24 protein-coding genes are annotated in these 22317 nt (G+C 41.7%); 3 read left to right on the forward strand and 21 right to left on the reverse strand.

Annotated features, from left to right (window positions below):
• Positions 1-9: 9 nt before the first annotated feature.
• Together B5X77_RS18610 and B5X77_RS18615 are read right to left on the reverse strand one after the other, a co-directional pair.
• Positions 10-336, reverse strand: a complete 327-nt coding sequence (locus B5X77_RS18610; protein WP_079509423.1) for a rhodanese-like domain-containing protein — start codon at positions 334-336, stop codon at positions 10-12.
• Between the two features lie 208 nt (positions 337-544).
• Positions 545-829 (reverse strand): hypothetical protein, encoded by a 285-nt coding sequence (locus B5X77_RS18615; protein ID WP_079509424.1) that lies wholly within the window; start codon positions 827-829, stop codon positions 545-547.
• Between the two features lie 110 nt (positions 830-939).
• Between B5X77_RS18615 and B5X77_RS18620 the strand changes: the two genes are divergently transcribed.
• Entirely contained in the window at positions 940-1179 is a 240-nt protein-coding gene (locus tag B5X77_RS18620; RefSeq protein WP_079509425.1) for a DNA alkylation repair protein, read from the forward strand.
• 67 nt (positions 1180-1246) lie between these two features.
• Here the strand turns inward: B5X77_RS18620 and B5X77_RS18625 are convergent, their stop codons facing one another.
• The 7 genes from B5X77_RS18625 to deoD form a co-directional block, all read right to left on the reverse strand.
• Positions 1247-2077 (reverse strand): hypothetical protein, encoded by an 831-nt coding sequence (locus B5X77_RS18625; protein ID WP_079509426.1) that lies wholly within the window; start codon positions 2075-2077, stop codon positions 1247-1249.
• Between the two features lie 279 nt (positions 2078-2356).
• Positions 2357-3271 (reverse strand): CobW family GTP-binding protein, encoded by a 915-nt coding sequence (locus B5X77_RS18630; protein ID WP_079509427.1) that lies wholly within the window; start codon positions 3269-3271, stop codon positions 2357-2359.
• A 91-nt stretch (positions 3272-3362) separates the two neighbouring features.
• Positions 3363-4865, reverse strand: coding sequence for a lmo1851 family serine protease (locus B5X77_RS18635; protein ID WP_079509428.1), 1503 nt, complete (start codon positions 4863-4865; stop codon positions 3363-3365).
• Positions 4866-4989: 124 nt separating this feature from the next.
• Positions 4990-5196, reverse strand: a complete 207-nt coding sequence (copZ, locus tag B5X77_RS18640; RefSeq protein ID WP_079509429.1) for a copper chaperone CopZ — start codon at positions 5194-5196, stop codon at positions 4990-4992.
• Between the two features lie 27 nt (positions 5197-5223).
• Positions 5224-7608 carry a heavy metal translocating P-type ATPase gene (locus B5X77_RS18645; RefSeq protein ID WP_176167420.1) on the reverse strand — a complete coding sequence of 795 codons (2385 nt, stop codon included), beginning with the start codon at positions 7606-7608 and terminating at the stop codon, positions 5224-5226.
• Positions 7609-7836: 228 nt separating this feature from the next.
• Positions 7837-8685, reverse strand: a complete 849-nt coding sequence (locus B5X77_RS18650; RefSeq protein ID WP_079509431.1) for a M15 family metallopeptidase — start codon at positions 8683-8685, stop codon at positions 7837-7839.
• Positions 8686-8980: 295 nt separating this feature from the next.
• Complete coding sequence (deoD, locus tag B5X77_RS18655) at positions 8981-9685, reverse strand: purine-nucleoside phosphorylase (protein ID WP_079509432.1); 705 nt, start codon at positions 9683-9685, stop codon at positions 8981-8983.
• A gap of 182 nt (positions 9686-9867) precedes the next feature.
• Between deoD and B5X77_RS23855 the strand changes: the two genes are divergently transcribed.
• A complete protein-coding gene (locus B5X77_RS23855) occupies positions 9868-9999 on the forward strand; it encodes a hypothetical protein (protein WP_257391856.1) in 132 nt (43 codons plus the stop codon).
• Positions 10000-10042: 43 nt separating this feature from the next.
• On the opposite strand, the gene B5X77_RS18660 is transcribed toward B5X77_RS23855, so the two are convergent.
• Both B5X77_RS18660 and B5X77_RS18665 read right to left on the reverse strand, forming a co-directional pair.
• On the reverse strand, positions 10043-10813 hold the full coding sequence (locus B5X77_RS18660) for a sporulation protein (RefSeq protein WP_079509433.1): 771 nt from the start codon (positions 10811-10813) through the stop codon (positions 10043-10045).
• Between the two features lie 981 nt (positions 10814-11794).
• Complete coding sequence (locus tag B5X77_RS18665; RefSeq protein ID WP_079509434.1) at positions 11795-11968, reverse strand: YozD family protein; 174 nt, start codon at positions 11966-11968, stop codon at positions 11795-11797.
• A 138-nt stretch (positions 11969-12106) separates the two neighbouring features.
• On the opposite strand from B5X77_RS18665, the gene B5X77_RS23490 reads away from it, so the two are divergent.
• A complete protein-coding gene (locus B5X77_RS23490; RefSeq protein WP_176167374.1) occupies positions 12107-12277 on the forward strand; it encodes a hypothetical protein in 171 nt (56 codons plus the stop codon).
• On the opposite strand, the gene B5X77_RS18670 is transcribed toward B5X77_RS23490, so the two are convergent.
• The 10 genes from B5X77_RS18670 to B5X77_RS18715 all read right to left on the reverse strand — a co-directional run bounded on the left by B5X77_RS18670 (position 12274) and on the right by B5X77_RS18715 (position 22314).
• Entirely contained in the window at positions 12274-12972 is a 699-nt protein-coding gene (locus B5X77_RS18670; RefSeq protein ID WP_079509435.1) for a hypothetical protein, read from the reverse strand. The two genes, B5X77_RS23490 and B5X77_RS18670, sit on opposite strands and share 4 nt — an antisense overlap.
• Before the next feature lie 152 nt (positions 12973-13124).
• Entirely contained in the window at positions 13125-13346 is a 222-nt protein-coding gene (locus tag B5X77_RS18675) for a YozE family protein (RefSeq protein ID WP_079509436.1), read from the reverse strand.
• A gap of 216 nt (positions 13347-13562) precedes the next feature.
• Positions 13563-13754, reverse strand: a complete 192-nt coding sequence (locus tag B5X77_RS18680; protein WP_079509437.1) for a hypothetical protein — start codon at positions 13752-13754, stop codon at positions 13563-13565.
• Between the two features lie 131 nt (positions 13755-13885).
• Positions 13886-14170, reverse strand: a complete 285-nt coding sequence (locus tag B5X77_RS18685) for a YokU family protein (protein WP_079509438.1) — start codon at positions 14168-14170, stop codon at positions 13886-13888.
• Positions 14167-15603 (reverse strand): lysine 2,3-aminomutase, encoded by a 1437-nt coding sequence (gene ablA / locus B5X77_RS18690; protein ID WP_079509439.1) that lies wholly within the window; start codon positions 15601-15603, stop codon positions 14167-14169. The genes B5X77_RS18685 and ablA overlap by 4 nt, the downstream gene beginning before the upstream one ends.
• Before the next feature lie 157 nt (positions 15604-15760).
• A complete protein-coding gene (locus tag B5X77_RS18695) occupies positions 15761-17158 on the reverse strand; it encodes a sigma-54 interaction domain-containing protein (RefSeq protein ID WP_079509440.1) in 1398 nt (465 codons plus the stop codon).
• A gap of 46 nt (positions 17159-17204) precedes the next feature.
• The gene (gene ablB, locus B5X77_RS18700; protein WP_079509441.1) at positions 17205-18071 is read right to left on the reverse strand and encodes a putative beta-lysine N-acetyltransferase; all 867 of its coding nucleotides are present in this window, start codon (positions 18069-18071) and stop codon (positions 17205-17207) included.
• Positions 18072-18137: 66 nt separating this feature from the next.
• Positions 18138-19559 (reverse strand): aldehyde dehydrogenase family protein, encoded by a 1422-nt coding sequence (locus B5X77_RS18705; RefSeq protein WP_079509442.1) that lies wholly within the window; start codon positions 19557-19559, stop codon positions 18138-18140.
• On the reverse strand, positions 19559-20899 hold the full coding sequence (gene gabT / locus B5X77_RS18710; RefSeq protein WP_079509443.1) for a 4-aminobutyrate--2-oxoglutarate transaminase: 1341 nt from the start codon (positions 20897-20899) through the stop codon (positions 19559-19561). The genes B5X77_RS18705 and gabT overlap by 1 nt, the downstream gene beginning before the upstream one ends.
• Positions 20900-21045: 146 nt before the next feature.
• Positions 21046-22314: a peptidase gene (locus B5X77_RS18715; protein WP_257391857.1), complete on the reverse strand. Its 1269-nt coding sequence runs from the start codon at positions 22312-22314 to the stop codon at positions 21046-21048.
• Positions 22315-22317 lie beyond the last annotated feature (3 nt).

The following is a 22317-nucleotide window of genomic DNA, read 5'->3' on the forward strand; positions in this document are numbered from 1 at the left end:
AGCCGCCTCCTATTGTGATGGTCCAGTAATGGTATAACCTTTGATATTATAACCATACTTCTTCAACAATCTTGCTCCAAAGTTCTTTTCTATTTCATTGGATGCAATGATGACAATCTGTTCTTTCGGAATTTCCTTTATATATCTTTTTAAATACCCACACGGGATATTAATGGCTCCAGTGACAGGATTTTTAGCGGAATCCTGGTAATCTCTGAGATCCACAAATACTGCATCATGATCAAGACCCTTTACGGCCTGGAGATTCCTAACAGGTACATAGCGGTTGAAAATTAAGGTGACCAAAAGGAGAATGATGATAATACTAGTTAGCAACTACACTTCACCTCTTAATGAATCTGTTCATTACTGAACTTATAATACAGATTATATACCATAAGGGGTATAAAATCAAGTGTGAAGATTTTTTTCTCAGTAAAGAAAGAAAAATCCCATCCTTCTTTCTGGCTCAGTAACAAAACCATATTATACTCTTATAAGAGAGGATTCTCTATCCTTTTGCTCTTCATGGAAGTCTATTCCCTTAGTTTCCCTCACACTGCTGGATTGCTTCTGCCAATTCCAAATGAATTTGGATTAACGCTGTTTTGCTTTCACATGCCAAGGATGATTCGATCACTCTTTTTGTGGCCAGGTAATATTTTTCTTTTAAAGGTCTTCTAGCCCTCGGATGGGAGTTTTCATCTTTTAAATCCCTGAGTATGGCATCTCTAAGTGTCTCTTCTGGATTATTACAGGAATCAAGTCTTCGATTGTTCCAAATCAACCTATATTCATTAAGTAACTTTTCATACTCTATCGATTGCATCAATATGCCTCCTGTAAAAATTTAAGTCTTTAAGCCCCACTTTGTATATTTACATAATTTTGCACGACAATGCAAAAAATAAAAATAAATTACTAAAAAGGAGATTACTTATGACAAAGCCTTATCGTTGCCCAAATTGCAAAACAAACCGGACAAGGTTCAATATGATCTCACAGGTTCCTCAGCCTGTAAAATTAAATCCACAATCAGGTGAAATTGTAGAACAGTATACCAATGACCAATTAGACCCATTCCACCTTCCATATAGAGGGCCGGAATTAAAAATCCAATGTGCAGCCTGCGGACTTGTTGAAGATGAAAAAACTTTTGCCAAATTTGGAGAAAGTTAATACTCGAGCGTTAAAATCTCTGGCGCATAAAGAACAAGTAAAAGCTTGAGAATGCCTCTCAAGCTTTTCAATTTATAATCATGAGATTATTATCCTTCAGAAATCTGATTGAATCCACCTTCCACTGTTCATTTGCCATAAAGCGGACTAGCATGATTTCTCCATTAAATCTCACTCCGCCCTTACCCTTTATCTGCAAGTTAATTTCAACAGGTACAGATAGAGACAACTGATCCCCAACATCTTCTGCTGGCAGTACTTCCATCCGGCTAATGCTGATATTTTCAATTTCTGGAAGCAGCTTGCTCCATTCAAGCTCTTGAAGTGAAATGAAAGAAATGATGTAGGAGTCCTGCTGTTTTATTCCTGCTATATAGGCATTAACCAGGTCATATGGATCAGTTTGTTCCAGATATTTCTCAAGCTTTCCTGCTGATTTGAGAATCATTAGTTTGTGCGATAAATCCATAAAATTGGTACGGTGAGTGGTGCTGCCGTAAAAATGGATGCAAAAATGGCCAGGAAAGTTATTTTTCAAAGCACCGCCTCCATGGGGCATACCATGCATAGAGGCTGCGATTTTCCCATCTTCTGAGATGACGATAATCGCTCTGCGCTTCCAGCTCCACTTGCCGTTGTAAATCTTCTTCATGACTGCAGTATCCTTTGAGGTTAGAGGCTGGACATCCGCATGGTTGCTGCCAGCTCGCCTTTGAACCCGGAATTTAAGGCCTGTTTCCAAATCCATCACAGTAAATTTACTGTATCGGGGCAAAATTTCATTAACCTCTTCCCATTGCGGCATATTAATTTTGTCAGATACTGTCTTAGCATCCGTGCTTACACATGTAAATGCTAAAAAAATTAATGTCATTATTAGAATTTTTATTTTGTACATATGTAATCATCTCTTTTGAAGGATTCAATAAAGGTCACATACAGGTTAATATGCTACATGAAAGTTTTTGCATTATCACGTTAGACTATTCAGGAAAATAATTGCAAACAAAAAACCCAGCAAAGCTGGGAAAGTTGAATGCTTCTTCTATGGCAATAGGGATGCTTTCCCTCCATCGTAATGTTGCTGGGTAATAAAGCTAGGACCTAATATAATCTGCACTCTTTCAAACAAAAATATGCCTTTTTCACCCTGGCCCTATCTTTGAATACGGAATTATTATCTTTCCAGATCCATGAGTTGTTCCTCTATGTTTGTCCAATCAGTCACTTGGCCGATGAAAACCAGGTTCAGCGGCATCTTCAAGTATTCTTTCATGAACAATGGCATGCCATATGAATATTGGAATAAGTCAGGATATGGAGAATGGTCAAATAAAACATACCCTTTTATCCTAAAAATAGTATCCGGCAACGATCTTAAAAACTCTTCAAATGTCTTTTGGCTTATCGCAGACTGAAAGCGATATACGAAAGTACTCAGCCTTAAATCCGATTTGACGTGTGCGACGGCACTATCAGCCTTTTTCTTATAAGCTAGCCCTTCCATCAACTTCATTGGCATCTTTGAAAAAGAACTTAGAATACATCTGGCTGTGGGATTGATACCCTGGAGATTCATGCTGATTGCTGCCTGTTCAGATTCAGTGAGCAAATCTGATTTATTCACGATGATAATGTCAGCATGCTTCACTTGTTCGAGCAGAAGCTGGTGGACTTGCGGGTTCAAAGACTGCCTGTTCATCCATTGCTGTCCGTCTACAGTAGTGATGATTCCTTTGATCACGAGTTTGTCCGCAAATAATGGAGAGAGTACAGCATCCAATACTTCAACAGGGTGCGCGGCTCCGGTTGTTTCTATATAGATTGCATCAAGATCATGATCAAATAGCAGTCCCTGTATCTGGGATTCGAGCTTATCCTGGATTGTACAGCAAATGCAGCCACCTAATAACTCTTTCAATGGGACATCTGAATCCACTGAATTAGAATCAATCGATACATCGCCTAGCTCATTCATCATGACAGCAATATTTCTTCCCTTAACTTTTTCATTTTGTAATATTCGTTTTAGCAATGTCGTTTTTCCTGTACCCAGGAATCCGGATAAAATGTAAACCTCTGCTTTTTTCATTTTCCACATCCGCCTATCTTTTATTATGTAATACGGAAAATCTCCAGCAAAAGCTGGAGATTCCTAATTTACTGCATTTTTTTGTAGTGTGTTACTTGGTCATTTCCTGTTTCAATACTTCTATCGCTTTCTGGACTTGCGGATCTTCTTTCTTAATTTGTTCACGCAGTGCATTCATTAGTTCTATCGTTGTGCTTCCTTTAAGGACACCAGTTTGTTCAAGTTCCTTCGATTTCTGGAATTGGATGACTGCATCCTTCGTTTTATCATCATAAAAACCGTCTTCACGGCCCGGCTCAAAGCCCAGCGCCTTCAACATCTTTTGAGCAGCCTTGACTTGCTCTGATGCTGTCGATACAGTCAGTTCTGTTTCTGGATCGATAAATGGCAATGAAGCATACTCCGGCATCGCAACCTCATGATTCGGCTTAATGCCTTTCTTATGAATCCAATTCCCTTTAGGTGTCAGCCATTTTTCTGTGGTGAATTTCATATTCGATCCATCTGAAAAATCTTCAGCCCGCTGGACAGTTCCTTTACCGAATGACTTTTCACCGACCAGAGGGACACCTGCCGATTCACTGACTGCTCCTGCCAGGATTTCCGAAGCACTCGCACTGCCTTTATCAATGACCACTACTAAAGGAAGGTTTTGATCATTTTTATTTTCTGAAGCATACTTTTTGACATTTCCATTACGGTCTTCAACCTGGAACAGGATTTCCCCTTCTGGAACAAAGAGACTTGATATTTTGATTGCCTGATCGAGAAGACCTCCGGGATTTTGACGAAGATCGAGTACAAGACCTTTCATCCCTTGCTTTTGCAGATCATTTAAAACATTCACTAACTCAGTAGCAGTATTTTGGGAGAAATTCGTAATTTGGACTTTGGCAATCCCATCATCAAGCATCTCACCATATACTGTCTCAATTGGTATCGTGTCGCGTGTTATTGTAACATCGACCGGTTTTTCGGCCCCCTGGCGAAGGATGGACAACTTTACGTCGGTCCCTTTTTCACCTCTAATAAGAGCTACTGCTTCGGTCGTATTCATACCTTGCAGACTTTTGCCGTCAACTGACATGATTTTATCTTCTGGCTGGAGTCCTGCTTTTTCTGCAGGAGAACCTTTCAGCGGAGTGACGATAAAAATGAAACCATCCCTCTCCTGGATTTCGGCTCCAATTCCTTCAAATGAAGATGACAGACTCTGATGAAAATTCTTCGCATCTTCCTGGCTCATGTAATCCGAATACGGATCATCCAATGATTCAAGCATTCCATCTATCGCACCGTTAATGATCTTTTCCTGGTCGATTTCCTGGTAGTATTCTTTTTTCAAGGTGTCATATGCGTCATATAGCTTTGCGAATTCTTCTCTTTCTCTTATGACTTGCACTGCTGGCTTGTCTTCACCGAAAGCAAGCGCAAAGGTAGTGATACCTGCAGTTAAAAAGACAAGAAAAAACAAAAGCATTGCAAAGTGGAACTTTTTTATCCGAAGAAAACTATTTTTGTTCTCTGTTTCTGCTGCCTTATTTTGGCCCTCTAGTTCTTCCTTGTTTTCTTCATTTGTACTTTGCTGATCCAACCCTTTCACCACTTTCCAATCAAGCTTAAAATCCTTAATGTTTAGAATAACATTTTTACTTTGAAATTAACAGAAAAATAGGTGCACAAAAAAGGCAGCGGTTAACAAACCGCTGCCTTTTGTTCTATTCTACATCATAACCCTGGTCTTCAACAGCAGATTTCATTTTGCCCACTTCTGCCTTTGAAGCATCGTATTCCACTTCAGCAGTTCCCTCTGCAAGTGAAACCACTACGCTTGCAACACCATCTACTCCCATTAAAGCGTTCTTGACTGCCTTTTCGCAGTGTCCGCAAGTCATACCTGATACATTTAAGGTTGCTTTTTCCATTTTGAATCTCCCTCTCTTTTTTTAAATTTATAACTTAATCCGCTTCAAACGAAGGGAATTAGTCACTACAGAAACTGAACTGAACGCCATTGCAGCACCAGCCACCCATGGAGCAAGAAGGCCCAGTGCAGCGATTGGGATACCCGCCGAATTGTATGCGAGAGCCCAGAACAGGTTTTGGCGTATGTTTTGCATCGTTTTTTTACTCAATGAGATGGCTTTAGGAATCAATGTCAATTCACCGCCTAGAATAGTGACATCTGCAGCCTCAATCGCCACATCTGTCCCTGTTCCGATGGCAATCCCTATATCAGCAACGGCAAGTGCTGGCGCATCATTTATACCATCGCCCACCATTGCGACTTTTTTACCTTTAAGCTGAAGTTCTTTTACATGATTTGCTTTTTCTTCCGGCAGCACTTCTGCTATTACATGCTCAACGCCAACCTGAGCAGCAATCGCTTTAGCCGTTCTCTTATTGTCACCGGTTAGCATATATACTTCGATGCCCATGGATTTTAGATCTTCAATCGCTGTTTTTGCAGTTTCTTTCACTGTATCAGCGACCGCAACGATACCATTCACTTGATTATTGATGGCAATTAACATGGCTGTCTTGCCTTCTGTCTCTAATTTTTCCAGCATTTCATCATATTTGTTGTATACGATTCCTTCTCGATCCATTAGCTTTCTTGTTCCGACATATACCTTTTCCCCATTAATGACTGCTGCAATCCCGTGACCCGGTATCGCTGAGAACTCATCCATTGGAAGAATATCAATTTTATTAGCGGTGCCATATTCCACTATCGCCTCTGCAAGCGGGTGTTCTGAAGATTTCTCGGCAGTAACCAAATACTTAAGGACCTTTTCCTCGTCTCCGAAAACCTCGAGATCGGTGACGCTTGGTTTCCCTTTAGTAATTGTACCCGTTTTATCAAGAACAATAGCATCGATTTTATGAGTGGCTTCTAAGTGTTCTCCACCTTTAAAAAGAATTCCATTTTCTGCACCTTTCCCCGTTCCGACCATGATGGAGGTTGGTGTCGCAAGTCCAAGTGCACAAGGACAAGCAATTACGAGTACAGCTATGGCAGTTTCTAGAGATGATGCAAAGTCTCCAGGAGTAATCAAGAAGTACCAGACAAGGAATGTTACAATCGCAATTGCAACTACTATCGGTACAAAAATACCAGAAATCTGGTCAGCTACACGCTGGATTGGTGCCTTGCTTCCCTGCGCATCCTCAACTACTTTGATTATACCTGCTAACGCTGTATCTTTTCCTACCTTGGTTGCAGTCATGGTCAAAGTTCCATTTTTATTGATGGTGGCACCGATTAAAGAGTCGCCTTCTGATTTTTCAACCGGAATGGATTCTCCTGTAATCATTGCTTCATCGACAGCTGACTGTCCTGATAAAACCTTTCCATCTACAGGAATCTTCTCGCCAGGCTTTACGATGATCGTATCATTCACCTTAACATCCTCAATCGGGATTTTAATTTCCTCGCCATTCCTGATGACCGTTGCTTCCTTTGCCTGAAGGCTTAAAAGCTTGGAAATCGCTTCTGTTGTCCGCCCTTTAGCTAGAGCCTCGAACAGCTTTCCCACAAGAATCAATGTGATCAGTACAGCGCTGGTTTCAAAATACAAATGTGGCATATAACCAGGATTCCCGATTGTTTTGATCGCTTCTGCCAGACTGTAGAAATATGCAGCAGATGTCCCAAGAGCAACGAGGACATCCATATTTGCACTTTTGTTCTTGAGCGATTTATATGCACCTACATAAAACTGACCGCCAATCCAAAATTGTACTGGAGTTGCCAATAAAAGCTGGAACCAAGGGTTCATCAACAGATGAGGCATTGGCAAGCCCGTGTCCCAAGGTGCGTGCCCAATCATGGTGTATAGAAGTGGAAGTGATAATAGAATCGAAATGAACAACTTTCTCTTTTTTGCATTGATTTCCTCTTCTTTTTGCTGTGCTTTAGCTTCCCGCTGGACTTTTTCCTTAGCATCATAGCCAAGATCCTGAATTTTAGAAATGATTTTATCTACCGGCAGGACGGCGCTGTTAAACTCAACAGACGCGGATTCAGTTGCCAGATTAACGGTAGCTGAAACCATTCCATCCATTTTATTAAGTACCTTTTCAATCCTCGTTGAACAGGCAGCACAGGTCATCCCGAATACATCCAGATCCATTTTGTCGTTTCTGACACCATACCCCAGATCATTTATCTTGTTAAATATATCGTCAGGTTTGATTTTTTCTGCATCATAGTTCACTGAGGCATTTTCCATCGCCAGGTTAACAGTTGCCTCTACACCATCCATTTTATTCAGGACTTTTTCGATCCTCGTAGAGCATGAGGCACAAGTCATCCCCGTTATATCGACAGTCATTTGCTCTTTCACAATAACACCCCGTTTCGACCGATATTTTTAATTCCATCTACATTAATTACTATACCCCTGTATAGTATATTATGCAACATAAAAGTTTTTGTTTTTTTTATTTTTTTCCCTTGTTATGGATACTACTGATAAAAATATCACGATTGATAGAGCAACGTCTGTTATAGTTATGACATTTTTTAAACAAAAAGCCTGGCATGGCGGCCAGGCTCCTCTCTAAATTTTCTTCACGTTCTCAAAGTATTCTTCCAGTGTCCACTTATTTTCGTATATTTCTGTTGCTGCTTTGATGCCTACATATCGGAAATGCCACGGTTCATACATATAGCCTGTAAGCCCCTCTTTCCCCTTTGGGTACCTGAGGATAAAACCATATTTATGGGCGTTGTGGACTAACCATACCCCTTCCTTAGTAGAACCGAACTGTTCATTTAGGTTAAAATTGTTCGTCTTGCTTGAGATATCCATCGTCAAGCCGGTCTGATGTTCACTGCTGCCTGGTCTTGCAACAGCTTGAAGAGCCTTTTCCTCCCCTGCCTTTTTGACTTCTGCATTGAACAATGTCTCCTGACGGCCATAAGAACGGTAACCTGAAACAGCAGCAAGTTCAATTCCGTCATTCCTTGCGCCTGCGAACATTTTTTCCAGTGCTTCTGCAGCCTCTTTCCTCATTAGGCTTTTTTCTAACTTTGCGTCTCCAAATGAGAATGGAACATTCGGTCTAACCAAGTCACCCGGGATATAATTTCCTGGCAATCCAAACACCTTATTGACTAGCGCCAAATTGTTTTGGGGATTCTGGATTACATTCTTTCCATCGGCATTCTGGATCACATTAAAATATGCCGCTTCAAGGGTCAATTCCTCTTCTCCTGGCTTGTCCCCTTTAGGAGGGGTACTTTCCATGTTTTCTTCGGTTTCTTTCACATCTGCTGGCTGCTCACCCTGCCCATCTTGTCCAATTAGTCTTTCTCCCAAATAGGGGATTTTTTCAATATAAGGCTCAATAGGGCCACAACCCGTCAATAATAACGGCAGTGCAATTATCGGTAATATTTTTTTCATTTTGTCCACCATTCTTAAACATTTTAAGGCAATAACACCATTCTATCATTTTTGGGCAAACATTCGAATGGCCTTTTTTACCATTATCCTTGGTAATCATTATACCTGTTTTTAAAAATTGCAAACTCCTTCTATGATTCATTCTATCATTCACTTTTTTAAAACTTTGATATGTATTGTGGTTGCCAGGATCACAGAAAATTTTATCCGACTTGAAACCTTTACTTCTGAAAGGCCATAGCAAAAATTCAAATTAATAAAACCCTCTCCATCCAAGGAAAGGGTTTTCAAATTCTTACTCTTTGATTGCCGCTTCGAGCGCTACTTCAATCATGTCATTGAAGGTTGTTTGGCGTTCTTCAGCTGTAGTCTCTTCACCAGTCAGGATATGGTCGCTGACAGTAAGGATTGAAAGTGCTTTACGATTGTATTTGGCAGCCAGTGTATACAGCGCTGTAGTTTCCATTTCAACCGCAAGGATTTGATACTGTGCCCATTTTTCCATATCGGCATTGTCATTGTAAAACTGATCAGCAGTGAATACATTTCCTACTTTAAGGTTTAAACCTTTTTCAAGGCCTGTATTGTATGCTTTGTACAATAAATCAAAGTTTGCCGTTGCCGCATAGTCCACTCCGCCGAATGTAAGTCGGTTCATTTGAGAGTCAGTAGAAGAGCTCATTGCCAGGATCACGTCACGGACTTTGACATCCTTTTGGATAGCGCCGCATGTGCCTACACGAATAAGGTTCTGGACATTATAGCTATTCATCAATTCATTGATATAAATGGAAATGGACGGTACGCCCATGCCTGTACCCTGAACAGAAACTCTTTTTCCTTTATATGTTCCTGTGTAGCCAAACATATTCCTGACTTCGTTATATAACTTTGCATCCTCAAGAAATGTTTCAGCAATATATTTTGCTCTTAACGGATCCCCAGGGAGCAATACCGTTTCTGCGATTTCATTTTCTTTAGCACCAATATGTACACTCATTTAATATCCTCCATCCTATAGGTTGCTACCTCAAAACTATACCACAATATAGTTAAGCAGGAAAATCTTCAGTTTCATGACAATTTTGTTAACGGGCAAGCTAAGAATAGCTTTACCGAAGCTGAAACAAAAAATTCTCGGTTACAGGATAACTCAAAACGATATAAAGGAGATTGACTTTTATGGGTAAAAAACATCGGAACCGGATAAATTCACCTAAGAAAAACAACCATATTCCGCCTGAAGCGATTGCTGCCGAACAAGAGGCACACGGAAAAGAATTTTCAGCTACAGGCAGAAAAAAACAAGGGTAAAAAAATGACGATGAAGCAGCTTGCTTCATCGTCTCAACCTATATTAACAATAGCGGCCAATGGCGTTTTGTAGTGTGTGCTGCAGCGAAGGCAGGTCAGAAGCATGGATATTCATTCTCACATACGTTTCATCCATCCCCATTGCCTCTGACAAGAATCCTCCAATCCCTCTCGCCCTGCGGTCAACTTGCATCAATATTTCCACTTCGTTTTCGCTGTTCGGATAGAACACCAACTCCAATTCATCCAAACGCCCTCTAAACGGACCAGATGAAGGCACGAATTCAAACTCCTGGATAAAAGGCAAATTCCGGCGTAGATGTCTTGGAGCTTGCTCGCAATCGGCTTCCCTCAGCCGGAATCCCAAGTCGCTGACAGCGTTAAATACTCCTTGCATCAACTGGTTTGGCACAACCATCAAATAGTCTTTATCCCCAGGATCGATTGCATTTTTAATATCAAGTCCTGTAGATACCCAAACCTTCGTTCGACCCAATGTTAAAGGCATTTCCAATGGAAGTCTGAATGAGAATGGAATCTCCTTTGTTTCATTTTCCTGGATGATGAATGACTGTGTAAGCCTGAAGCGATCAATCTGCGCTGTGGCTGTATACTTTCTGTCATCACTTTCTTTTATATAAGTTGTATGTAAACTTAAATAGATGTCATCAATCTTCTGTTCGGTGTTCCCTCCGCGAATTTCCACAACTCCGCGAACTTCTTCTCCTGGCATTACTCGATCCTTTTCAAGCTTCGTATCGACTTTAGCTGCACCGATTCCGACACTGGCAAAAACCTTGTTAAAGAATGACATTCATATTGCCTCCCATTATTCACAAATTTATTCCACGCTTATGTATACGAACGAAAGTTAGCATGGTTTCACTCATAAAAATATTTTTTTAAGTATCGCTTGCTGATTAAATCTTTGTTGACAGCCCTGCAAGATTCTAAGCCCAAATGAAAATCAAATCTTCAAAAAGGGCACATAGAAAAATTCTATAAACCTAAATCGAGTTCAAAGCTTGAAAAAGGGCACATAGAAAAATTCTATAAGCACACATCAAGCTCAAAGCTTGAAAAAGGGCACATAGAATAATTCTATAAGCCCAAATCGAGCTCAAAGCTTGAAAAAGGGCACATAGAATAATTCTATAAACCCAAATCGAGCTCAAAGCTTGAAAAAGGGCACATAGAAAGATTCTATAAACCCACATCGAGCTCAAAGCTTGAAAAAGGGCACATAGAAAGATTCTATAAGCCCAAATCGAGCTCAAAGCTTGAAAAAGGGCACATAGGAAGATTCTATAAACCCAAATCGAGATCAAAGCTTGAAAAAGGGCACATAGAAAGATTCTATAAGCCCAAATCGAGCTCAAAGCTTGAAAAAGGGCACATAGAAAGATTCTATAAGCCCAAATCGAGCTCAAAGCTTGATAAAGGGCACATAGAAAAATTCTATAAGCCCAAATCGAGCTCAAAGCTTGATAAAGGGCACATAGAAAAATTCTATAAGCCCAAATCGAGCTCAAAGCCTGAAAAAGGGCACATAGAAAGATTCTATAAACCCACATCGAGCTCAAAGCTTGAAAAAAGGCACATAGAAAAATTCTATAAGCCCAAATCGAGCTCAAAGCTTGAAAAAGGGCACATAGAAAAATTCTATAAGCCCAAATCGAGCTCAAAGCTTGAAAGAGTTATATAGATTGATTCTATAAGCCCAAATGGAGCTGGAAGGTCGAAAACATAAAAAAGGCTGATTCATCAGAATCCGCCTTTATTTAGTGTATCTAACCTAATCCAGTTCTTCTTCCTCATCAATGATGCATTTTTCAATCAGATATTCAAATGTAATATCCGCCATCTCTTCAAGTTCTTCCACGGTGGGAACGTATCCCCTTTTAACAAGTTCATGAAAGAAAAATTCAGCAATCTCCTCTGTATCGATTATAACCTCAATCTCTTTCACAGATTCGCCCCCCTTTTATTCCAAATGTATGTCAGATGCGCTATTTTCATGCCAAGCATCTAGAATTTTAGGAAAAATCGTTCTAACCCCTTTGGACAAGCATAGAATGGAATAAATCAAAAATTGGAGTGGATTTATATGGAGAGATTAGGGATACTTGCTGAAAAGTTTGTAGCAGACGTTAATAACGAAGACAGTGTAATTGTAGAGTTTTTTGGCAAATTCGTGAATTCTTTATTTAAGGTTTTTCAAGTGGCTGGAATTCCTTTTCTTGTGTATGTGCTGCTGGAGTTTACAGGCAGGTTTTAGACATGGCTTTTTCCATCATTGTTAACAAGTAATGAAAGTTTTCGGATGATAACACGCATTACATGGGCATATTCATCGTCATTGAACCACTTATACAATATTCGGTAGTCATTGTAAATATCAAGCAAATTATCGATCGTCATCCTTCTCTGGTTAATTTTACGCAACTCTTCCTTTTCGCCTGCTCGCGGATGATTCGATTTTTTATCAACATTGACTGAAGACTTTATTTCTTTATTAGCAGAAAATAAAAGTCCAAGCTTTTGGATAAAAGTATCGGCACTTTCAGAGTCCGCCACAAGGGTCAATTCTTCTTCTCCAGCTTCAAGCCATTCTCCATCTTTGATCCTCGAAAGTTCGTAAATGACATCCTCCCAGGCATCTTCTTTATATCGCCAGATTTCGGTCCTGAAACCGACAACCTTAAAAAGATCGGAACCATATCCTTTTACCTGTACTAAATCACCAAAGAAATATTTATACTCGATGTCAATTTGCTCCTTTTCCAGCAGCTTCCCATCATATTCAGAGAGCATCTTTAAACTTGTTTCCAAGTATAAGCCCTCGCTCTTATTTATCTCGTATACATGAAGGCCGTCAAGCCACTTTATATCTGTCACTTTCCCCACTGTGCCATAAATAGTGATCACGACTGTATCACCGATGTTAAACTTAGGTTTCTTCCGTTTTTCCATTTCCTCCATCCTCTCAACGATGAGTCGTGAATTGTGATTACCACAGTATATGCATTATTCAGAAAATCGCCACGCCTAGATGAAGGTTCGATAAGTGCATTTGTTATTTTATTAAAACAAAAAAAGCCCTGCGGTTGACCGCAGCAGCCTTTTCAGCTTTCACTTATCAAATATTCCTCCCATGCTTCATCGAAGACAGTCATGCTTTCCGGATATTGACCGTTCATTTCCAGATAGCTGCTAATTTCATCATAATCTTCCGAGTTTTTAGGGAAAGAAAGGTCATCATATGCAGAGTTTGCGAACCTGCTGATTGGATCATTTGGTTTTGTGGTCCTGTATTTCATCAAAAAGTGGTAAAAACTTTTATACATATATGAACGCCTGCCTATAGTTAGTATTCGTTTGTCCATACTATAACGGAAAAGTTGCCTGCGCGTCCACATAAACGACAAGAAATAAGCTCCTCGAAGGTATGAGCGATTGGTTGCTATTTACGTCCTTATACGGCTTTTTCCTACTTATAAGGTTGCATTTTGTGACTTTAGCACCCTTATACAGCTTCCTGCTATGTATAAGGGTGCATAACTTCATTGCCATCTGGATGATTTCGCCATCTCCAGCAATGCCCATATAATATTGACCATCAAGATTGCTACCGTGATCGGAACAGCGTGAAGCCAATTCATCCCGTATTTCTCTTTGATCATCCGAACATAGTATCCGCATAAGAACAATACCAGCATTGCCGCCATCAGCATAATTGACAAGGCGATATACATGAAATCTCCCCACTTCCAATATAAATACTCCCCACTCTATTATAAAGAGAAGGGAGTATCTTGCTAAAAAGGAAGTGTGAAACTTTTGTGAACGCCATTATGATTCATGTTATTTAAGTCACAACTAAAATTCATGAAGAAAAATCAAAGTAATTCCGCTTCAGCAATCTTGGCTGGGCCATCAATTCTTCAAAGGTGACTACCCTGGCAAGTTTTTTTGTATCAATTAAAAATAGCTGGTCTTCGATTTCTTTTGTGATCAACTCGGTCTGGTAGGTAATGTCACAATCAAGACAATGGACTGCAGGAGTTTCATTTATTTGAATTGCATGTGTACCGTCCGGCAGTTCCCAATAAACTTTGTCAGTTATGTTTTTGGTATTTTCACTGCTGCACCACTCACATTTTGGCATCATTCAACCCCCTCTGCTGTCGGGATTGTCTCCTGGATATCCGGGGCTTGAGTTGTTTTTTTCTGCTGGGCCATGTATTTCTTTTCCTTCAGCTCATCACGTTTTTCACGCTTATCCTTAAGCGATGCATGTGAAGGGTCTTCCTCATACTTCTCCCTTCGGTCAATCCTGCCAAGGCCCTCTGGAATCAAGTTGAATTCACTGTCATTCATGATTGCTGCAATTCCAGTATTAGATTTTTTCTTTTCATAGTCAGGATATACTTGTTTAAAATATCCTTCAGCTTTGCCAGGAACATAGTTTTCTGGCTCAGGATAGGAAGTGATCACGCCTTCAAAATTCCGAAGGACAACCTTTTCCGGACTCTGGGAAATCAGGTAATTTGGCTGTAACGAAATTTTTCCGCCTCCCCCGGGTGCGTCGACTACAAATGTAGGGACGGCATAGCCGGATGTATGCCCTCTCAAGCCCTCAATGATTTCAAGGCCCTTCGTCACAGGGGCGCGGAAATGCCCAATGCCTTCTGACAGGTCACACTGGTAGATATAGTAAGGACGAACACGGATTTTCACAAGGTCATGCATCAGCTTTTTCATGATGGCGACACTGTCATTAATGCCAGCAAGGATGACCGATTGATTTCCAACCGGGACACCTGCATTGGCAAGCATTTCACATGCCCGCTTTGAATCCTCGGTAATTTCGATCGATGTATTGAAGTGTGTATTCAGCCAGATTGGATGGTATTTTTTGAGGATGTTACAAAGATTCTCTGTAATCCGCTGCGGAAATACGACAGGTGCACGGGTACCGATGCGGATGATTTCAACATGGTCGATTTCTCGCAGGTTTTTTAAAATATACTCTAAGATGTTGTCATTGATTAACAGGCCATCTCCGCCGGAAATCAGCACATCACGGACTTCCGGTGTATTACTGATATAGTTGATTGCTGCATCGAGCTGTTTTTTTGCAACTCCCATGCCAATTTGTCCGGAAAATCTGCGTCGGGTACAGTATCGGCAGTACATAGAGCATTGATTAGTGACGAGAAACAACACCCTGTCTGGATACCGATGTGTCAAACCTGGAACAGGTGAATCCTCATCCTCGTGCAATGGATCTTCAAGATCATATTTAGTTTTGTGAATTTCTTTAGAGATTGGAACTGACTGCATCCTTACCGGACAGCGAGGATCATCCGGATTCATTAATGAAGCATAATATGGTGTGATATTCAGCGGGATTGTTTTCGTAGAGATTCTTACACCCTCTTCTTCATCTGGAGTAAGATTGATAACCTTTTTCAAATCGTCTAGAGTCCTGATTGTATTAGTAAGCTGCCAGAGCCAGTCATTCCATTGTTCTTCTGTGACATCTTTCCAGAGTTCAATATCTTTCCAATGCCTTGAAGGCTTATATAAAGTTTGTTTCATCCTAATTCCCCCCAGCTGTTTTTGTAGCTATATACAATGCAAGTATCATGCCAATATTGACAAATTATTCTGAAATCAATAAATACCTGGGGTTTAGGGCTTTACAAACGATTTATCAATCCCGGTAAAAGAAAAAACCTGCTCAAAATTCGGCAGATTATAGCTGGATGTTCAGTTTCTTCATTTTATATTGAAGTGTCTGTCTTGGTACATCTAGCAGGACTGCTGCCTGCTGAATATTCCCCCCCGAGGCTTCAAGCGCATCATTGATCAACTGTACTTCAAGCTCTTTCAGATTTTCTCTCAATACTAAGGAAGCCGTTTTATTGACAGGCTTTGCCTCAATATTTTTCAGCATCATTGGCAGGTCCTGAGGAGTCAGAACTTCACCTTCACAAACATTCATCATGTACTCAATTGTATGCTTAAGTTCTCTGACGTTTCCGGGCCATTGATGTGCAAGAAAAACACCCTTTACCGCTTCATCAAGCCCTTTTATCCGCTTCATCAGTGCATGATTGTACTGATTTATGAAAATATCGGTCAAATAAAGAATATCTTCCTTCCTCTGCCTCAGAGGGATCAATTCGAACGTCAAAACATTCAGCCGGTAAAAGAGATCTGTCCGCAGCTGGTTTTCTTCCATGGCTTTCCCGGGGTAGACGTTCATCGCAGAAATTACTCTCACATTCACTGAAGTAACACTCGTGCTTCCTACTCTTCGTACTGCACCATCCTCTAGTACCCGGAGCAATTTAGCCTGCAGGTCGAAGGGCATCGAATTAAGCTCATCAAGGAAAAGCGTCCCTCCGTTTGCCAGCTCGAAAAGACCCGGCCTGTCGACAGCCCCTGTATAGCTGCCCTTTGATGTTCCGAAAAGAATACCCTCAAGAAGATTTTCTGGTATAGCGGCACAGTTTTGGGCGATAAACGGACCCGCAGCCCGTTCTGATGAATTATGGATGGATTGGACAAAGAGCTCCTTTCCTGTCCCGCTTTCTCCATAAACCAGAATGGGGGAATTTGATTTCGCCAGTTTTTCCGCCTTTTTTTTCACCAATCTAAAATGGTGATTAGTTGTCAGCAGATCACTGAACGTATAGCCTGCCTGCTGTTTAACCAGCTTTCCATTCCGAAGCTGCAGGCCTTTTTGAATTTCTACAAGACGTTCAGAAAGCTGCTTGATCCGCGAATAATCTTTAGCGATTTCCACTGCACCTATCAATTGCCCCTGGACGAATATAGGCAGGGTCGTATTAATTGTGTCAATCTTTTTACCATGCAAGTTAACGAAAGATTGGGTTTCGTTATAAATCGGCTTCCTTGTTTGAATTACCTTCAACAATGTACTGGACTGATCGTTGAGTGATGGGAACACACTCAAGAGCGGCTTCCCAACAACTTCATTGATTTTCAGTCCATCATGCCTTGCAGCCACTTCATTGTAGAATATGGTGATGCCATCAGTATTAACGACATGGATAGCTTCATCTATGCATTTCAATATGGCGCTCAAGATTTCTTCCGTAACATTGGATACTGAATTCAATCCCATCACACTCCCATATTAAGTATATGACAGCGTGCCGAAAAACTGTCCCCTATTGCCCAAATTTTGGCGTTTCTGCCAAATCCTTAACCCAAACATTCATGTTTTCAATTTTATCATATATATATACATTGTTCACCAGCCTGCCACGATAGGCGTAGCCCAATTGATACAATGCCGCATTCATACCGAATGATAATGACCTGGCAATGGAATAGGAACAAAAGATGCCATTGTCAATCAGTTCAGCCTCGAGACGGGCAAGGAGAACCTTCATTAATCCATGCTTCCTGTGCTCCTTTAAAGTTGCACAATCAGTCATTTCCGCATTTTTATAGAAAAGATCCACTTCTGCAGAAGCTGCACTTACTATTTGGCCATTATGAACAAATCCGTAATAAATCGTTCCTTCTCTCATTGTCTTGACAATATATTCTGGATCATTCAGCGGGGTTGGATAAATTTGAAAAACTTCTTTGTATAGATGCGATAAGCCATCAGCATCGGATTCCTGCATTCTCTTCATTACATAGTCAACCGGAGGAGTGATATTCTGGACAGGCTCTGCCAAACGATAAACACTTTTAATAATTCCATCCTCTTGTATCCAGTGTGGCGATGCCTTTCTCTCCTGGCTAAAAAACTTAGAAAAAAACACACAGTCAGATCCCAGAAAAAACCCGTCAATAGCCGCTTCAAAACTGTACCCATATTCAAGCAGCCGGGTAAAATGCTCTCTTCTTCCCTTAACAATCAATTTGTCAGCTTTTTCACTCTCTGCCAGTTGTTCAGCCCGATCCAAAACATCGCTTAAGCTGCCTAAATAATCTTCAATACGCACCCGTTTATTTTGTTTGTCAATATAAACAGTCATCTTGAACTTTTTATCTGATAAAATGATTGTTTTCCCTAAGTGCATTTTATTTCCCCCATTCTCTGTAAATATCACTAGAATGAAAAGCCTGGCTTTTGGCCAGGCTTTGAGTTAATCCAGTTTGAATGCCACGAGCTTCAGTTCAGTCATTTCTTCAATAGCGTATTTTATTCCTTCCCGCCCGGTTCCGCTTTGTTTGACACCGCCATACGGCATATGGTCGACGCGGAAGGTAGGAATGTCATTGATCATCACGCCCCCGACATGAAGCCTTCTGGCGGCCTTGAATGCTTTTTGAAGATCTTTCGTATAGACACCAGCCTGAAGCCCAAATTTTGATTCATTGACTCGATCGATTGCTTCATCGAAATCATTGAAGGTATTGATATGGACGACAGGTGCAAAGAGTTCTTCACAGGAAACTTTGTCAGTCGATCTAACATTGAGGAGCACGGTAGGCTTTAAAACTTGATGTTCACTTTCACCGCCAAAGACTAGTTCAGCTCCATTTTCCACTGCATCATGAATCCATGATTTTGCTCGGTTTACATCCCCAGCACTGATCATTGCCGCCACATCTGTTTCTTCATCCAGCGGATCTCCGACTCTCAGCTGGCCGGATTCTTCAACTAACAGCGAAACAAATTCATCGGCAATTCTTTCATGGACATAAATCCGCTGGATCGAAATGCAAACCTGTCCCTGATTTGAAAAAGCCCCCATCACAATCCTTGGCATTACTTTACTCAGGTCCGTTCCTTCATCCACAATCAGTGCCGAATTGGAACCAAGTTCTAATGTAACCCTCTTTAATCCGGCATTCTCGCGGATATACTTTCCGACTTCTGGACTCCCCGTAAAGGTCACTTTTTTCACCCGTTCGTCATCAATCAGGACATCACCAACACTTTTTCCACTGCCAGTCACAACATTCAGTGCGCCTGCCGGTAATCCAGCCTTATGAAAATAAGAAGCAATTTTATAGGCTGAGAGCGGTGTCTGGCTTGCAGGCTTAAGGACTATTGTATTTCCTGCTGCTATCGCTGGTCCGACCTTATGTGCGACAAGGTTCATCGGAAAATTGAACGGTGTGATTGCCGCGATGACGCCGAGCGGCTCCCTTACGGTGTAGGCAACCCGCCCTTCTCCCCCGGGTGCCGCATCCATGGGAATGGTTTCCCCATGAATCCTTCTTGCTTCTTCTGAGGCAAAGGTATAGGTCATTACAGTGCGGTCGACTTCTGCACGGGCAGCCTTCAATGGTTTGGAGGATTCCTCAGAAATTAGCCTTGCACATTCTTCACGCTCTTCCTGGATATAATCAGCAACCTTCCGAAGAATGTCGGCACGTTTATGCGCATCCATTTCCGCCATTACCCTTGCTGCTTCTGCGGCTGATTCAATCGCTCTCTTTACGTCTTCCTTGCTCGCTTCTGCCACTTCTGCTATTTTTTCACCAGTAAAAGGGTTTGATAGCGGTCGGTAACTTTTGGTTTCGACAATTATCCCATTGATCCACAGATTTTGTTTCATCACTTCCCCTCCTGATGCCCGCAGCACTCAACAATCACTGATTCAAGGACATCAAAGCCTTCCTCAACTTGCCCGTCTGTTATGACAAGTGGAGCCAAGAGCCTGATGACGTTTCCGTAAAGACCGGCACTCATTAGAATCAAACCGCGCTGATGTGCTTTCTCGAGTATTTCTTTTACAATCTGTCCATTCGGATGTCCGTTCCCATCGAAAAATTCCATCGCACACATAGCCCCCAAAGAGCGGATATCTCCAATCACCGGGAAGCTTTTTGCCAAGCTTCCAAACCTCTCCTGAAACTTATCTCCGAACTGATTTGCCCTTTCAAGAAGGTTCTGTTCTTCTATCATTTTAACGACTTCTATGGCAGCAACACAACCGAGAGGACTTCCGCCATATGTTCCGCCAATTTCGCCAATGCCCGCGGAATCCATGACTTCTGCCCTTCCAGTGACCGCGCTGATTGGCAGCCCTGCTGCAATGGATTTTGACATTGTCATTAAATCAGGAACCACTCCGTAATGCTCCATTGCAAACATCTTCCCTGTCCTGCCAAAACCAGTCTGAATTTCGTCGGCAATGAACAGGATTCCATACTGTTCGCAGATTCTTTTCACACCCTGAACAAAAGTCTTTGATGGTATGTTGAAGCCGCCTTCACCCTGTATCGGTTCCATGATGACAGCGGCAATTTCCGTAGCCGGCACCTCGCTAAGGAAGAAGGTTTCAAATTTCTTTAGAATATAAGCGTCGAGTTCATTTGGCGTCATGCTTTTTTCTTGTGAATATACCGGATATGGCCACTTATAAGTTTCTGCAGCAAAAGGACCAAATTGATATTTGTATGGTTTTACCTTGCTTGTAAGCGACATTGCCATATAAGTTCTTCCGTGAAAAGCCCGTTCAAAAGAGATGATCCCTTTTCTTCCAGAAAATTTCCTGGCTATTTTAATAGCGTTCTCAACAGCTTCAGCACCGCTGCTTAGGAAAAAAGTCTTTTTCTCGTGATTCCCCGGAGTGATTCTGTTCAACTCTTCTGCCAGTTCAATATATGGTTCATACATCATTACATGGAAGCAAGGGTGTAGATATCGTTCGATTTGTTGATGGAGGGCAGTAACGACCTCAGGCGGACAATGCCCGACATTAAGCGTGCCAATTGCCCCCGCAAAATCGATGAACGTGTTTCCGTCGACATCAGTCAATAACGCACCCTCGCCTCTTTCAGCAAAAGTCTTTATCGTGTTAAATGGGCCAACAGGCACACTCTTCTCTTTTCTCTCTAGCAGTGCCTTTGCCCTTGGCCCTGGAATGGCTGTTTTAATCTTTATATCTCCCACTTTTTGATTCCCCCCATATCTTTATTATCTTCAAGCAGCTTACTCTGTGTTTGACATTTCTCAGAAAGCTCTCCATCAGGTTTCTATAATACTTTCAAATGTATATAATGGCTTTGTAACCAGCATACTTGTGCATCCAGGCAATCTTATTCGCTGACTTCGCACCACTCCAGCAATGTCAAGGCAATGATTTCAGCGGCTTCAAACACGTCTTCAAGCCTGATGTATTCGTTTGCCTGATGAGCCGTTTCCGTAACGCCTGGGCCGAACACTACAACTGGTATCCCGCCGACTTTTGAGAGGATGCCTCCATCCGTAGCCCAGGGGGATGCTTCAATTAATGGCTCTTTTCCCTTTACATCTTTGTAACTTTCGGAAAGCACCTTGATCAATTGATGATCAGGATCTAGATCGCCTGGCAGCCAGCTTGCTCCGAACCATTGCAGCTCAGGCTTGTATACTTTCAGCCATGGGTCAATATTGCAGAGATTTGAGAGAGCTTCAGCCATTTCACGTTTTGCCTCCTCCTGCGTTTCATTTGGAGCAACTCCCATCCTGCCCTCTATAATCGCCAGGTCAGGAACGGAGGATGGCCAGTCACCAGCCTGGATTTTTCCGATATTGATAGGAATTGGGATCGGTATACTCCTGAAAAACGGATCTGTTATTCTTTCATTTCTCTCCCTTTCAAGATGCCTGAGTCTATCAATAACCAGAATAGCCTTTTCAATCGCATTGACTCCTTCATATCTTGTACCACCATGGGCCCCTTTTCCTTTTACCGATATCCTGAACCACATAGAACCCTGCTGCTTCGGAAAGAGCTTCATATTCGTCGGTTCTGGAATAATTGCTGCATCAGCCTTATAGCCCCTGAGGACAGCGGCAAGTGACCCGGCCCCACCGCTTTCTTCTTCAATCACACTCTGGAAAATGACATTTCCTTTTAACCTGATTCCTGAATTCTTTATTGCCTCTATCGCCATCAAAAGAGAAGCATTCCCGCCCTTCATATCCGTTGAACCCCTGCCATAAAGTTTGCCGCATTCAATATGTCCGCTGAATGGGTCCCTATCCCAATCCTTCGGGTCTCCTGCGGGAACAACATCAATATGGCCATTCAGAATCATAGACTTGCCCCCGCCTGTTCCCCTCATGATTCCTACCGCATTTGGATTTCCTCTGAAGTCTTTGCGGTCAGAACAAAACGCAGGGTGATCCACCAGTCCGTCACTCCCGATTTCCCAAATATCCATTTCAAGTCCAAGTTCCCGGCATTTCTCAATGATTACTGCCTGCGCACCGCTTTCTTCTCCCCTCGTACTGGGCTCCTGGACCATTTTTTGTAAAAGCCGTGTTCCCCTTATTCTGTTTTCCTTAATATAATTCCGCACCCTTTGCTCAGCAGTTTGCACTAT

It is taken from the genome of Mesobacillus jeotgali (genome assembly GCF_900166585.1).
Classification (GTDB): domain Bacteria; phylum Bacillota; class Bacilli; order Bacillales; family Cytobacillaceae; genus Mesobacillus; species Mesobacillus jeotgali_A.

Coding starts and splice junctions, on each gene's coding strand:
- B5X77_RS18625 (WP_079509426.1), bottom strand. CDS start 2,077: ATGTACAAAATAAAAATTCTAATAATGACATTAATTTTTTTAGCATTT.
- B5X77_RS18695 (WP_079509440.1), bottom strand. CDS start 17,158: ATGGGATTGAATTCAGTATCCAATGTTACGGAAGAAATCTTGAGCGCC.
- ablB (WP_079509441.1), bottom strand. CDS start 18,071: ATGCACTTAGGGAAAACAATCATTTTATCAGATAAAAAGTTCAAGATG.
- B5X77_RS18670 (WP_079509435.1), bottom strand. CDS start 12,972: ATGGAAAAACGGAAGAAACCTAAGTTTAACATCGGTGATACAGTCGTG.
- ablA (WP_079509439.1), bottom strand. CDS start 15,603: ATGAAACAAACTTTATATAAGCCTTCAAGGCATTGGAAAGATATTGAA.
- B5X77_RS18650 (WP_079509431.1), bottom strand. CDS start 8,685: ATGAAAAAAATATTACCGATAATTGCACTGCCGTTATTATTGACGGGT.
- B5X77_RS18630 (WP_079509427.1), bottom strand. CDS start 3,271: ATGAAAAAAGCAGAGGTTTACATTTTATCCGGATTCCTGGGTACAGGA.
- deoD (WP_079509432.1), bottom strand. CDS start 9,685: ATGAGTGTACATATTGGTGCTAAAGAAAATGAAATCGCAGAAACGGTA.
- B5X77_RS18675 (WP_079509436.1), bottom strand. CDS start 13,346: ATGTATAAAAGTTTTTACCACTTTTTGATGAAATACAGGACCACAAAA.
- B5X77_RS18685 (WP_079509438.1), bottom strand. CDS start 14,170: ATGATGCCAAAATGTGAGTGGTGCAGCAGTGAAAATACCAAAAACATA.
- B5X77_RS18615 (WP_079509424.1), bottom strand. CDS start 829: ATGCAATCGATAGAGTATGAAAAGTTACTTAATGAATATAGGTTGATT.
- B5X77_RS18660 (WP_079509433.1), bottom strand. CDS start 10,813: ATGTCATTCTTTAACAAGGTTTTTGCCAGTGTCGGAATCGGTGCAGCT.
- B5X77_RS18705 (WP_079509442.1), bottom strand. CDS start 19,559: ATGAAACAAAATCTGTGGATCAATGGGATAATTGTCGAAACCAAAAGT.
- copZ (WP_079509429.1), bottom strand. CDS start 5,196: ATGGAAAAAGCAACCTTAAATGTATCAGGTATGACTTGCGGACACTGC.
- B5X77_RS18680 (WP_079509437.1), bottom strand. CDS start 13,754: ATGTATATCGCCTTGTCAATTATGCTGATGGCGGCAATGCTGGTATTG.
- B5X77_RS23490 (WP_176167374.1), top strand. CDS start 12,107: ATGGAGAGATTAGGGATACTTGCTGAAAAGTTTGTAGCAGACGTTAAT.
- B5X77_RS23855 (WP_257391856.1), top strand. CDS start 9,868: ATGGGTAAAAAACATCGGAACCGGATAAATTCACCTAAGAAAAACAAC.
- B5X77_RS18620 (WP_079509425.1), top strand. CDS start 940: ATGACAAAGCCTTATCGTTGCCCAAATTGCAAAACAAACCGGACAAGG.
- B5X77_RS18645 (WP_176167420.1), bottom strand. CDS start 7,608: ATGACTGTCGATATAACGGGGATGACTTGTGCCTCATGCTCTACGAGG.